The organism is Paenalcaligenes sp. Me52 (assembly GCF_050487965.1).
Taxonomy (GTDB): Bacteria; Pseudomonadota; Gammaproteobacteria; order Burkholderiales; family Burkholderiaceae_B; genus Paenalcaligenes.
In genome coordinates this window covers 166,747-180,448 of record NZ_JBKQFO010000002.1, presented here as the reverse complement: position 1 = coordinate 180,448, position 13,702 = coordinate 166,747, and the positions used below count along the sequence as shown (strand labels likewise).

At 49.4% G+C, this 13,702-nt stretch carries 10 protein-coding genes; 4 read left to right on the top strand and 6 right to left on the bottom strand.

Features of this window, described 5'->3' with window-relative positions; translation table 11 throughout:
- Positions 1-5: 5 nt before the first annotated feature.
- Positions 6-1,382, top strand: a complete 1,377-nt coding sequence (gene pntB, locus ACLO87_RS12010; RefSeq protein WP_430223830.1) for a Re/Si-specific NAD(P)(+) transhydrogenase subunit beta — start codon at positions 6-8, stop codon at positions 1,380-1,382.
- A gap of 17 nt (positions 1,383-1,399) precedes the next feature.
- On the opposite strand, the gene ACLO87_RS12005 is transcribed toward pntB, so the two are convergent.
- Genes ACLO87_RS12005 through ACLO87_RS11980 form a run of 6 tightly spaced genes read right to left on the bottom strand, consistent with a single transcriptional unit; the run spans position 1,400 to position 8,102 of the window.
- Positions 1,400-2,665 carry a sensor histidine kinase gene (locus ACLO87_RS12005; RefSeq protein ID WP_430223829.1) on the bottom strand — a complete coding sequence of 422 codons (1,266 nt, stop codon included), beginning with the start codon at positions 2,663-2,665 and terminating at the stop codon, positions 1,400-1,402.
- Positions 2,666-2,668: 3 nt separating this feature from the next.
- Complete coding sequence (locus tag ACLO87_RS12000; protein WP_135863053.1) at positions 2,669-3,367, bottom strand: response regulator transcription factor; 699 nt, start codon at positions 3,365-3,367, stop codon at positions 2,669-2,671.
- Between the two features lies 1 nt (position 3,368).
- A complete protein-coding gene (locus ACLO87_RS11995) occupies positions 3,369-4,832 on the bottom strand; it encodes an ArnT family glycosyltransferase (RefSeq protein WP_430223828.1) in 1,464 nt (487 codons plus the stop codon).
- On the bottom strand, positions 4,816-5,841 hold the full coding sequence (locus tag ACLO87_RS11990) for a glycosyltransferase family 2 protein (RefSeq protein ID WP_430223827.1): 1,026 nt from the start codon (positions 5,839-5,841) through the stop codon (positions 4,816-4,818). Before ACLO87_RS11990 ends, ACLO87_RS11995 begins: the two co-directional genes overlap by 17 nt.
- On the bottom strand, positions 5,825-6,217 hold the full coding sequence (locus ACLO87_RS11985) for a GtrA family protein (protein WP_430223826.1): 393 nt from the start codon (positions 6,215-6,217) through the stop codon (positions 5,825-5,827). The genes ACLO87_RS11990 and ACLO87_RS11985 overlap by 17 nt, the downstream gene beginning before the upstream one ends.
- Complete coding sequence (locus tag ACLO87_RS11980; protein ID WP_430223825.1) at positions 6,171-8,102, bottom strand: LTA synthase family protein; 1,932 nt, start codon at positions 8,100-8,102, stop codon at positions 6,171-6,173. Before ACLO87_RS11980 ends, ACLO87_RS11985 begins: the two co-directional genes overlap by 47 nt.
- A 311-nt stretch (positions 8,103-8,413) precedes the next feature.
- Between ACLO87_RS11980 and gltX the strand changes: the two genes are divergently transcribed.
- The 3 genes from gltX to ACLO87_RS11965 all read left to right on the top strand — a co-directional run bounded on the left by gltX (position 8,414) and on the right by ACLO87_RS11965 (position 13,621).
- Positions 8,414-9,817 carry a glutamate--tRNA ligase gene (gltX, locus tag ACLO87_RS11975; RefSeq protein ID WP_430223824.1) on the top strand — a complete coding sequence of 468 codons (1,404 nt, stop codon included), beginning with the start codon at positions 8,414-8,416 and terminating at the stop codon, positions 9,815-9,817.
- 187 nt (positions 9,818-10,004) lie between these two features.
- On the top strand, positions 10,005-11,219 hold the full coding sequence (gene gltS / locus ACLO87_RS11970; protein ID WP_135863062.1) for a sodium/glutamate symporter: 1,215 nt from the start codon (positions 10,005-10,007) through the stop codon (positions 11,217-11,219).
- Between the two features lie 134 nt (positions 11,220-11,353).
- Positions 11,354-13,621 carry a FepA family TonB-dependent siderophore receptor gene (locus ACLO87_RS11965; RefSeq protein ID WP_430223823.1) on the top strand — a complete coding sequence of 756 codons (2,268 nt, stop codon included), beginning with the start codon at positions 11,354-11,356 and terminating at the stop codon, positions 13,619-13,621.
- Positions 13,622-13,702 lie beyond the last annotated feature (81 nt).

Genomic DNA, 13,702 nt, shown 5'->3' with positions numbered 1-13,702 from the left:
AAGAAATGTCTCAAGGTCTAGTAACAGCTGCTTATATCATCGCAGCATTGATGTTCATCCTGAGTTTGGCGCGTTTGTCTAAACAGGAAACCGCACGTAGCGGTAATTACTTTGGTGTGGCTGGCATGACGCTGGCGTTGATCGCGACCATTTTCAGCGATCAAGCGTCTGGTTTTGGCTGGATTATTTTGGCCATGCTAATTGGTGCAGGTATTGGTTTGATTCGTGCACAGCGCGTAGAAATGACCCAGATGCCTGAGCTGATTGCATTACTGCACAGTTTTGTGGGGTTGGCCGCTGTATTGGTGGGCTATAACAGCTACGCTAATGCCGACAGCGTGTCCCCAGATATGCACACCATTCACTTAGTAGAAGTGTTTGTGGGCGTATTCATCGGTGCTGTGACCTTCACAGGATCGTTGGTGGCGTTTGGCAAGTTAAATGGCCGTATTTCCAGCAAGCCTTTGGTGTTGCCGCATAAACATAAGCTGAATTTGGCTGCGTTGGTGGTCGCGTTCTTGCTGCTATTGGCGTTTGTGAGTGCTGATGGCTCAACTATTGCATTACTGTTGATGACGCTGATTGCGCTGGCGTTTGGCTGGCATTTGGTGGCCTCTATTGGTGGTGCGGATATGCCAGTAGTGGTGTCTATGCTGAACTCCTACTCTGGGTGGGCAGCGGCGGCGGCTGGGTTCATGCTAGAAAACGATCTGTTGATTGTGACGGGGGCGTTAGTGGGTTCGTCGGGTGCGATTTTGTCGTACATCATGTGTAAAGCCATGAACCGCTCATTCTTATCGGTGATTGCGGGTGGCTTTGGCACCGAAAGTGGAGCCTCAGATAGCGCCGAGCAAACTGGCGAGCACCGCGAAATTCAGCCTGCCGACGTGGCCGATATGCTGAAAAATGCGCGTTCTGTCATCATCACCCCAGGCTACGGTATGGCCGTGGCACACGCACAAAATGCGGTGTCTGAGATCACCGAGTTTTTGCGCCAAAAAGGGGTAACGGTGCGCTTTGGTATACACCCTGTAGCGGGGCGTTTACCGGGGCATATGAACGTATTGTTGGCTGAGGCCCGCGTACCTTACGACATTGTGTTAGAAATGGACGAAATCAACGATGATTTCGCCACTACGGATGTGGTGTTGGTGATCGGTGCTAACGATACGGTGAACCCAGCCGCCGCTACTGACCCGCACAGCCCCATTGCTGGCATGCCGGTATTGCATGTGTGGGAAGCTCAAAACGTGATTGTGTTCAAACGCTCAATGAATTCCGGTTATGCCGGTGTGCAGAATCCGCTGTTCTATAACGAGAATTCGTTCATGTGCTTTGGGGATGCCAAAGCAACGGTAGAGCAGATATTAAAAGCGCTATAAACCACTCAAAGGCCTGTTTAACAACAGGCCTTTGTTCCTTGTGGGCTGGCGTCAGCGTAATGTATGTAGACGCAATGGCCATTGGCGTCGTGCTGTATGTGTAAAGTCCAGCCCAGTTTCTCACAGAGCAGTGTCACGATGTACAGACCTAAGCCGCTACTGTTTTTTTGTGGCGGGAGGGAAGACAGTTTGCTTACAGGTAAACCAGAGCCTTGATCACAAATAGCAATGTGAGTGTGTTCCATAGTGACCGTAATAGGGCCATTGGTGTGCTGTAGAGCATTATGAATCACATTACGCAGCAAGATTCTCACCAGAACGGGGTTGCTGACGATGTAAACCTCAGAGGCGGGGGCCTGCACGGTGACGCGCTGAGTGGTGTCATAGAAGTGCGAGGTGTCTTGAATGATGACTCGTACAGCCTCTGCCAAGCTAATGTGCTCAATGGGCAAATCTTGAGTGTCTTGACGCGACAGTTTCAGCAAGGCGTCTACGTTATCCGCCATTTCAACCGATGCACGGCGAATGCGTAATAGTGTTTGGCAGTCATTGGCCTGTTGTTGATTACGGCGTTCAATCACATCTAATGCGCCAGAAATCACGGCAATGGGGGTGCGTAGTTCGTGGCTGGCAAGGCTGAGCAATTGTTGCTCACGCTCGATGAATGCTTCCATTTCGCTTAGAAATAAGTTCATGGTCATGGCGATGTGGTGCAACTCACGATCTTGGTAGTTCAGGTCTAAGGGCGGTAGTTTTTTGCCTGGACACAGCGCTGCAATTTGTTCACTAAGTGCCGAAAGTGGGGCAATCAGTTTGCGACTACTCAAGTAGGCTAACAGCCAGCTTAGTATCACCATGCCTGCCATGATAAGAGCGACCGAAATCAATAAGGTGGTTTCACGTTCTTCAAAAGCAGTAATGTTGCGAGCCCAATAGAGGGTGCCCTGATCAGTGACTTCTACATTGATGAGGTAGGTTTGATTGCCTAACTCTACCTCATCCTTTTTATGCACAGTAGAGGGAGTGAAAGGGGCTGGTAACTCATCAGGTATGGGTGTTCCGGCAGGAATAAAGGCGATTTTATTGAGTGCGCCATCCCAAATAAACAGGTTCTGTTGGTGCTGCGCATTGAGCAGCTCCGGTGGAATATGATCCGCTTGTGAGCCTAAGAGCACATCCTCAAGATTTTCATTGGTAAGCAGCACTGTGATGACCGTGACCAGCATACTGATCAAAGACAGCGCAAAGAGTGCTTTATAAATTCTAGAGGCGATGCTTTTCATAGATTACTCAGCAGTATGCAAAATATAACCACGGCCATGCAGAGTTTTCACTAATGGCTGTTGTGTGAACTCAGTCAGTTGTTTGCGTAGAGCATAGACGTGTGTGCGCACAGTATGGTGTTCTGTAGGCCGGCCATCCCATACTTGCTCAACGAGTTGCTCGTGACTTACTGGTCTGGGGTAGGCTCGCAGCAGTAATTCAAATATCTTCGCACTGTAGCCAGTAAGCGTACCAACCGCTTGCTGTTGCGCATATACAGTGTAAGTATCGGGGTCAAAACTGACTGCTTGAAAATGCAGTAATGGATCGGAAGAAACGCTATTACGACGCGCTAAGGCTTGCACGCGTAAGCTTAGTTCTTTGAGGTCAAAGGGTTTGACCAGATAGTCATCTACGCCCGCATTAAAGCCCTGCGTTTTGTCATCAATATGATCTTTGGCCGTAATCAGGATAATGGGCGTACTGCGACGCAGGTCATGGCGTATTCGGTGGCTAATTTCAAAACCGTTAATACCCGGCAGCATGACATCCAATACGATGACATCGTACTGATTGGTGGCGAGAAGATGCAGTGCAGTTAGACCATCAGATGCAAAGTCGGGTGAAAACGGTGGCTCATTAAAGTACTCAAACAGATTTTCAGCCAGAGAAACATTGTCCTCAACGATCAACAAGCGGATTTTGCCAAAGTTTTGTGTCATATCAAGGTTGTGAACGCATAAATAACTGATAGCGCTTGGAATGAGCAATAGCGCTGTAGTGCTGGTCAGTGACGGTTTTCAACGTTTTGGAGTTGTCGTTCGCGATCACAACAAATCGAGGGGTAGCAGCTTCGTCGTTGCTGTTAAAGACTGCCGGATCTATTGATGCGGTGCGCTCCTGACTGTAAAACCTAGCGGAAAAGGTAGGTTTGTCTACGAAGTATAAGGTATCGCTAGGTGTGGCACGCGCTAAAAATTCTTGAACAATAGGGCGTTCGGTCTTGGTGATGGTGACATCATGTAAGCTTAAGCCTGCCAACACAAGCCCAGCTATAGGGACTAATGCTGTAGAGGCTGCAACCATACGCTGTATAGGGCGGGTGATGGGTGGGCAGTAATACGCCGTCAAGATTGCTAGAGGGGCTAAACCAGGTAACAAATACGTCCATAAAATGTTGCCGGCTGCGGTAAAGAATATCGCGGGAAACAGCGCCAAGATAAACAGGTACAGGCTACCAGTAGGTAGTGACATAAAGGCGCGTAAACCATGTTTGCGCCACGCTTTAATCAGCAAGAATAGGCTGAGTAATCCCCACGGGAACGTAGCGGGGGGCAGCGAAATCCAGATGCTGCCTAACGGGGCTTTATGGGCTGTACCGTATAAGTCGCCTTGCCAGCCGGGCACCAAGAAACGGCTGATGTGTTCACCAATTAAAAAGTAATTCAGAAAGCCAGGTGTTTTGAGCTCAGCCAAGATATACCAAGGCAGGGACAGTGCACAAAACAGCAGTGTGCCACTTACCCACGGTAGGCGACGCAGTAGATTCAGCACAAAGCGATGTCTGAAGAAAGCCAGCAGTACTAGGGGGGCAAAGCAAAATACCAGTGCTAATGGGCCTTTAGAGAGCATACCTATGCTCAGCCCCACAAAAAATGCCCAGCCCCATGCTTTAGACGGTTGAGCTGCTTGCTGTAGCAACGCCACCATGCTGAGGCTTAGCCCCAAATTCAAATACGGGTCAGTGAGTACGGCGCCAGCATTGCTGAATGCCAAACACATGGTGTTGTAGATCAACGCAGCCAGTAGTGGGGTGTAAGACTGGGCGCGGGTAAGATGCGGTTGCAACTGCATGATGCAGCGTGTGCCATGCATAATCAGCGCAGTAATGGCGATATTGACTAACCACGAAGGTAGCCTGCCCGTAAACTCATTGATGCCAAATACCTTGAACGACAAGGCTTGTGCCCAGAATGACAGGGGTGGTTTACCCCAAAAAGGTACATCTGGAGAAAACCACGGTGTAATCCAATCATTGCTTTGCGCCATGATTTGGGCGATAGCTGCATAGCGAGGTTCAGAGCTGTCGGCATACGGCAATGCCCACATGATGACTAACTGACTGCACAGCGTAAACAGCAGAAGCGACCACAGTGTACGAGACACGCTGTTAGATGTGTGAGGCATGTTTATAGTCTTGTTGATAAGACGATAGCAGTGGTGTGTCAGCGCCAATCACGCCTTTGATCAGGAATACAGGGCGTTGTTTGGTTTCTAAATAGGCTTTACCTACGTAGTCGCCCACCAGACCCAACGCGCTCAATTGCAAACCACTGAACATACCCAACAGCAAAATACCTAGGGTCAGGGTGGTGACGGGTGTGCCCATGTATAAATGCTCTACTAGCAGCCATACACCGGTGATCATGCTGCCGATGAAAATGAGCAAGCCACTGAGCAAAATTAAGCGTAATGGGGCGGACGAGAATGAGGTAATACCATCCAGCGCCAAGTTGCAAAGATGCAGGTAGTTCCACTTGCTTTGACCTGCAGGACGTGGAGCACGGTCATACTCAATGACGTGAGTGTTAAAGCCCACCCAGGCAAATAAACCTTTGTTGTAGCGGTTGCGCTCTGGCAATTGCAAGATAGCGTCAATCACCTGTCTGGACATTAATCTGAAGTCGCCCGTATCTGCAGGAATACTAATGCTGCTCATGCGGTTCAGTAGGCGGTAGTACAAGTGTGCGGTGCTGCGTTTTAGCCAAGAGTCGCCCTGGCGAGTACGACGTTTCATGGTGACTACATCGGCACCTGCTGCCCATGCTAATACCATGTCGGGGATTAGCTCCGGTGGGTCTTGCAAGTCGGCGTCCATCACAATGGCGGCATCGCCTTTGCAGTGTTCCAAACCGGCACTTACTGCGGCTTCTTTACCAAAGTTACGGCTCAGGACCACGATGCGCAATGGCAGTCCTTGAGCGACGGCTTGGCGTAGCAGAGTAAGGCTGTTGTCTTGACTGCCATCATCCACAAACACGATTTCGTGACGTAAGCCGGTGGTTTGCAGAATGGCCAATAAACGGGGAATTAATAGCGGCAGTACCGCAGCCTCGTTGTAGAGTGGGATCACTACGCTCAGCATTTTCGCTGATGAAGTATGCAGTGTTCTCCAGGGTTCAGCAGGAGCGTTCATGAAAGATGATCCTCTGATAAGCAAATAAATTAAGTGTGGCAAGGCTGGCGCTTGTGAGCGCTTGTAGTAATAACGGTTGGAGCGTAGGTAGCAGTACAGTTAGCCCCTGAAAAATAAGTGAGTTCAATGCAATGTTGGTGCAGACCAGCAGCAGGTATCTCAGTACCGCTGAACGGTGGGCTCGCGTACTGCGATACACCAAATGGTATTGACACATATAGTTCAGAACAGCACCGCTAATCGCTCCAATAAAGGTCGCCGTTTGTGCGGGAACTGAGTGCTGCAGCAAACCGTAAAACACACAGATATGCAGCAGCGTCGCGGTCACACTACTCAGCAGCGATGCTGAGAGGGTGGGAATAAGTGTTTTGAACATCGTTGGTAGTAGCTACGGTATAGCTACGAGAGTCATACATATAGGTAGGCCATAGCGCATAGGCTTTAGCAGTTTCCAGCGCTTGCGGGCGTGTTTCTACTACCTGATAGTCAGCGGGGGCGGTATAGGTAAATTGGCGATGTTTTTTGCCAGGTTCCAATACCGTCAACAAGTCTTCATACAGGTAGCCAAAGTTCTCGCCGTATTGCATGATGGCGCGTTGTACGGTCTGACGTTTGGTCAAATCTTGACCAATCATCGGGTGCGCAATAGAAGCGTCGGCTAACGACAATAACGTGACGGGCAAGTCGATTTGGCTGATGATGCGGTCGTCTTGTCTGGCGGCAATAGAACCGCCCAAAATCAATGCAGGAATATGGAAGTGGCGCAGTGGGATTGCATCGGCACCACCTACACGGGCGTCGTGGTCAGCAGCCACCAAGAACACAGTGTTTTCCCAGTAACTTTCTTGTTTGGCACGTTCAAAGAACTGGCCAATCGCCCAGTCGGCGTAACGCACGGTGTTTTGTACGCTGGCAGCTTCACCTTCAGGCGTGATGCGGCCACTAGGGTATTCCCAAGGCGAGTGGTTGCTGACAGAAAAGGCCAAGCATAGGGTAGGGGTGTCGTGAGCTTGGCTCAGAACCTCATGCACTTTATTGAACATGTCTTCGTCGCTAGCACCCCATGTGCCTACAAAGGCAGGGTCTTTGAACTGAGCGCGCTCATGCAGCTCATCAAAACCGTTACCCATGAAAAAACCTTTCATGTTGTCAAAGTGCGCCTCGCCGCCATACACAAAGTGCGAACGGTATCCCAAGGGTTTTAAGCCTTGTGCCAAGGTGAAGAAGTTCTGTTGAGCGCCGGATAGACGCAGCACCGCATCAGAGGCAGAAGGTGGGAAACCACATACTAGCGCTTCCAAACCACGTACTGAGCGTGTGCCAGTGGCATAGGCTCTGCGGAAATTCCAACCTTCGGTAGACAGTTTGTCTAAGTTTGGAGTGAGGTCTTGTCCACCCAAGTTACCCACAAACTGAGCGCCTAGGCTTTCTTCCACAATGATGACGATATTCAATGGTCTGGCGTGCGAGTGGTTAGCAATGTGTTGGTGAACGCTAGGCAGATCAGGGTTAGTGCTTTGGATACCGGCTTGTTCCAGTACCAAGCGCTGCATGTCTACGGTAGGTAGATCACCATACAGATCAGCCGCCGAACGCTCGTTTTTCAGGCTGTATAAGGCATAGGCCACGTTATAGATGGAGTTCAATGCCAAGCTGTTCAGCAGGCAGTCACCACAATATGCAACGGTAGAAGGGTTCAGGGGGCGGTGACGCAGTGTGCCTCGAATGGCCAAAAATGACACCGCAGCACCCGCCAAGCTCAAGCCCAAGGCAGCTAACCAGCTAAACGATTGCGCTAAAGGAAAGGTGCGACCAAATACGACACTACCGGCGTAGCACAGCGCTACTAAGAAGACTAAAGCACCGATCACGGGCAACTTATAGCCTTGCCACAACATGCCGGCCACCTCTTTGGGGTGCTTCAGGTAGTCGGTGTACAGACGGTTAGGGCGTACATCGTATTCCATGATGAATTGCACGCTGGATAACTCAGGCAAAAGAATCAACAACCACATCACGCTTAAGTACACGGCGTTGATTTGTTGAGCCCACAGTGCATCGTTTAACCAAGGGGCAAACAGCAGGGGTAACGCTACGACGAACCCTACTGTCGTAGTATCGACGCGTAGGCCGCCAAACATAATAGGCAGTAGGCCACCCGCGCTCTGAACACGTTTGTATTGCCAAAGACTCAGCAGCAGTCTGGATAGGCTTAAGCATACGTAGGTACTGAGGCTGAAAAAGAGAATTTGCCAATACATAGTGTGAGCGACTCGTCTTGTGTGCTGAAGGTGTCAGCGTAGTAAGGAGAATGTAGGCAAATTGTAGGAAGGTGCTTGGTAGGGATGTATCAAGCAAATATCAAGATTTCATCAAGTTGAAGCTTGAACTAGCATTCTTGAGTAACAAAATATGAAAATAAGTGGTTCTGTTTGAGGTGGTAATAGAGCGATGTGTGGCATACCACAACAAAAAAACACAGTGCCTAACGAGAATATGAATACTGGCTTAAAATACGCTGTAGTCAGACGCTGCAGCGTCTGTATTTATTTGGAATTACGTTGAAATCGCTATGACCACCTCCACTGTTAGAACACGTTTTGCTCCTTCACCAACCGGCTTTTTGCACTTGGGCGGGGCGAGAACTGCTTTGTTTTCCTGGGCATTTGCACGCCATCACAAAGGTACTTTTGTGCTGCGTATTGAAGATACGGATCTGGAGCGTTCTACACCGGAGGCAGTGCAAGCCATTATTGATGGTATGAGCTGGTTGGGCATGCATGCCGATGAAGGCCCGTTCTACCAAATGCAGCGTATCGAGCGTTACCAAGAAATCATCGCGCAGATGCTGGAAAATGGCACGGCTTACTACTGCTACAGCACACCAGAAGAAGTAGAAGCCATGCGCGAGAAAGCGCGTGCGTTGGGCATGAAACCCCGCTACGACGGTACATGGCGTCCCGAAACAGGCAAAACATTGCCTACTGTTCCTGCTGATCGCAAACCTGTGGTGCGCTTCAAGTGCCCACAAGAAGGCGTAACGACGTGGGACGATATGGTGAAAGGCCGTATCAGCTTCAGCAACTCTGAGCTAGATGATCTGATCATTGCACGTCCAGATGGCACCCCTACATACAACTTCTGCGTGGTGGTTGATGACTGGGATATGAACATTACCCATGTGATTCGCGGTGACGATCACGTGAATAACACTCCACGTCAGATCACTATCTTGCAAGCCTTAGGCGCCACTGTGCCTGAGTATGGTCACGTGCCTATGATTTTGGGCCCAGACGGCGAGAAACTGTCCAAACGCCACGGTGCTGTGAACATCATGGATTACGACACTCAAGGTTACTTACCTGACGCCATGGTGAACTACTTGGCACGTTTGGGTTGGAGTCATGGTGATAACGAACTGTTCAGCCGTGAGCAATTGATTGAGTGGTTTGATACACGCAGCCTGAGCCGTTCCGCATCACAGTGGGATCCTAAGAAACTGAACTGGGTGAACGCGCATTACATTAAGCAAACGGATAACGACGCATTGGCTGCTGTAGTGGCTCCACGTGTGTTGAAGTTAGATCCAGCAGCTAATGTTAGCCAGTTGCCAGACGTATTGGCCCTGATTAAAGACCGTGCTGAAACTTTGAATGATTTGGCCGAAGGTGCTTTGTTGTTCTGCAGCGCATTTACGCCAGCACCAGCCGAGTTGCAAGCCGAAGCGCTGACCGAAGAGTCCCGTGCTGTGCTGGCAACCTTTGCTGAAAAAGCAGCGGCGTTGTCCGAGTGGAATACCGAAGCCTTGGCGCAGGTCATCAAAGACACACTGGAAGCCCACGGCATTAAAATGCCTAAGCTGGGTATTCCGCTGCGCGTGGCCGTAACAGGTCGCAAACAAACCCCAGCGATTGATGCTGTATTGGCCTTGTTAGGGCGCGAACAAGTTCTGGCACGTTTGGCGCAAGCGGTATAAGAACGTCGCTTTTTTGCCCTTGAGGGCAAAACACAAAACCCCATCTTTGGTAGTGAAGATGGGGTTTTTGTTTGTGGGAGCAACAAAGATTGCCAGCAGCAAATAATCTGCAGATTGAAAAGCAGAACTTGGTGGTAGCATAGCGCGACCTTACTAACTGCCTGTTATCACCAAGGAGCTTCGTGCCATGCAGGTCGATTCTTTTCACAGCTTTACGCTGACAATTTTGTTGCTGTTTATTGGTAAGGGATTGGTAGCCCGTATCAATTTTTTGCGTGCTTATAGTATTCCTGAGTCGTTGGTAGGTGGGTTGTTGTGTGCCATAGCGACGTGTGTCATTTTTTATGGTTTGGGGCTCACCATAGATTTTGATTTGCGTCTGCGCGATGTGTTGTTGCTGTATTTTTTTGCAGGCATTGGCCTTAACACCGATATACGGTCGTTGGCCAGTGGTGGCAGGCCGTTAGTGATACTGACAGGACTATCGGTCTGCTTCATGGTGCTGCAGAACATGACTGGAATGGGCTTAGCGCAAGTCTTTGGTTTGGACCCGCGAGCAGGGTTGATGTTGGGTTCTATTTCTCTGACTGGTGGGGTAGGCACCACCTTATCGTGGACGGAGTACTTTACCGATACGCTAGGCATTGCCAATGCTAAAGAGCTGGGCTTGGCGGCGAATACTATAGGTTTGATTGCCGCATGTGTGATTGGCGGCCCTATTGCTGCGGCCTTGATTGGCAAATATAAGCTCACTCCTTCCGAAAAAATAGAGTTGGAAGTGGGCAGCATGCACAAAGAAGAAAAAGTCGCCCGTATCGACTATTACGGTGTGTTGATGGCCTTGTTTTGGCTGAATATGGCGTTGATTTTGGGTGGCTTCATTAACCAAGGTTTGGCGCAAAGCCCTGTGGTGTTGCCAGAGTTTGTAGGGTGTTTGGTGGCCGGGATTGTGATTCGCGCCATCGGCACCTTAAGTACGTTACAACGTCAAGGCAGAATGTGGCAGTGGCCCATTATGCAACCCGGTTTAGCGCTGATTTCTGACATTTGCTTGGGTGGTTTCATCACAATGGCATTGATGGGTCTCCAACTGTGGACACTACAGCCGGTGCTGGGCTTTATGCTGGTATGTATGCTGATTCAAGTGACCTTAGTTGTGCTGTTTGTTTTCGTGGTGGTTTTCCGTGTTATGGGCAAAGACTACGAGTCTGCGGTGATGTGCGCGGGCTTTGGCGGCATAACCTTAGGCTCTACTGCAACGGCCATTGCGAACATGACTGCGGTGACACAGCAGTATGGTGCAGCCCACAAAGCTTTCATTGTGGTGCCATTAGTGTGTGGGTTTTTCATCGACTTAGCCAATGCATTGGTGATTGGTGTGATGGTAAACATGACACCATAATCTAAATGAGAACTGTTGCGTTTATCCGCCAAATGACGAGAATTAGGTAGTTATACCCTCTACAATCTCCGTAATAAGAATTACTATCATTATCATTATTTTGATGTGCTGTAGTTCTTATTACGGAAAATATCGTGACGTTCAAATCAAATCAGACGTTAGGCGAGGTAATAGCAGCTTTATCTTGCTTAAGCGTGGCAGCCCCTGTGTTGGCTCAGCCTGTGCAGCAGTTGGAAAGCATTAAGGTGCTAAGCACCGCCGAAGAAGAACTAAAAGAGTCTCTAGGCGTTTCCATCATTACCTCCGAAGATATAGAGAAAAATCCATCCGTGACGGATTTGACTGATATCTTGCGTAAAGAACCTGGCGTGAATTTAACCGGCAGTGCTAACTCAGGCATGCGCGGTAATCGTCGACAAATTGATATACGTGGCATGGGCCCCGATAACACGATGGTGTTGATCGACGGTAAACCCGCTACATCACGTAATGCATCACGCCAAGGTTGGACAGGCGAGCGAGATACCGACGGCGATACTGGCTGGGTACCACCTGAAGCGATTGAGCGTGTGGAAGTACTGCGCGGCCCAGCGGCGGCCCGTTATGGCTCTGGTGCCATGGGTGGTGTGGTGAACATCATTACTAAACGCCCTACGGATGAGTTTCATGGTTCGGTGACAGCGTTTAGGCAGATACAAGAAGACGGTAAAGAGGGCGATAACTGGCGTACCAACTTCAATTTGTCAGGCCCTATCAGCGACCGCCTTGGGTTTAGGGTATATGGGGGCTACAGCAAGACTCAACCTGACGCCATAGACATTAATAAAGGGCATGCACCTGGGAAGAACGGTTTCGTGGATGCTTCCGGCAAAACAGGCGTGCGTGATAAATACATTAATGGTTTATTGGCGTTAGACCTTACACCAGAGCAGCGTCTAGAGCTGAGTTTTGGTAGCAGTAGAAAAAGTGACCTGTATTCGGGCGATACGCAAAATACCATCGGTAGCAGTACCGAAAATGGTGGCAACTTTATCCCTGCTTCAGAGCTGTTTAATTCCGAAACTACTATTGTCTATCGTAATACGGTGGGCTTAAGCCATCACGGTGATTGGTCATGGGGTACCTCGCGTTTAGAGGCCAGCTATAGCTACACGCGTAATAATCGAGGCACTGAAGGCTTGTTTGGTGGGCCTGAAGGTGCATTCTTGTCAGGGCAAGGTACATCTGGCCAAGACTTGCGCTACAACAGCGTACTCAAAGAGTCACGATTAGATGGCGAGGTGAATGTCCCGTTCATGGCTGGTGGCATGGATCAAATGCTAACAGTGGGTGGCGAGCTTTTGCATGAGTCGTTGAATGATCCGGGTAGCTTGCGTTCGTTGATGGTGGGCGGAAATAGCTGGGAGCCATCGGGCCTTGCTGGGCGTAATGGAAAAACCAAAACTTCGTATACCAGTGGTGCGCTGTATGTGGAAAATAATATGCGTATCAGCCCTGATTTCACGCTGATTCCCACCATACGTTTTAATCAACACGAAGAGTTTGGTTTCAACGTAAGCCCTGGTTTAACAGCGTCCTACGCATTGGGTGATTTCTGGTCGGTAAAAGGGGGTATTGCTCGCGCCTATAAAGCACCTAGCATGTACCAATCTAATCCTAATTACTTGTTGTACAGCCAAGGCATTGGCTGCCGGCCTGGCTACTCTACCGGCGGTTGCTACTTGCAGGGTAATGACGATCTGAAAAGCGAAACCAGCATCAACAAAGAAATTGGTATTGCCTACGATGATGGTGAGTTAAGCACTAGCTTGACGTACTTCCGCAATGATTACAAAAACAAAATCATGGCTGGGGTAGAGTCGTACGGCTCGGTAACCAATGGTCGTGGCCCTGCAGATATCTTGAAATGGGAAAATACGCCTAAAGCGGTAGTGTCTGGCTTGGAAGGTAATCTGTTCATGCCGCTAAGCGATACTGTAGATTGGAACACCAACTTTACCTATATGTTGGAGTCCAAAGATAAAACCTACAATCAGCCGTTAAGCATTATTCCTAAGTACACCGTGAACAGCTATGTGCGTTGGATGCCTACTGAAAAACTCACCTTACAAGCTAATGTGACATGGTATGGCAAACAAGAAGCTGCCGACTTTGATATTCGTAAAGGTACAGACGTGTCTGGCCCATCGCTGAATCCTTATGCATTGGTAGGTTTTAGCGCCGGTTACGAAATCAGCAAAAACGTGTACGTGAAAGCCGGTGTGAATAACTTCTTTGATAAGAAACTGTACCGTTACGGCTTAAGCAATGGTAACCAAGCATCGGTGACTAATAGTGCGGGTGCCCGTACTTATAACGAGCATGGACGTTCCTTGTTTATCGATGTACGTGCTTCGTTCTAAATAAGTAGCATACAAATCAGAAATGCCCAGACGACACTACTGTCGTCTGGGCATTTTTTGATCAGCCATGTTGAAAGCCAG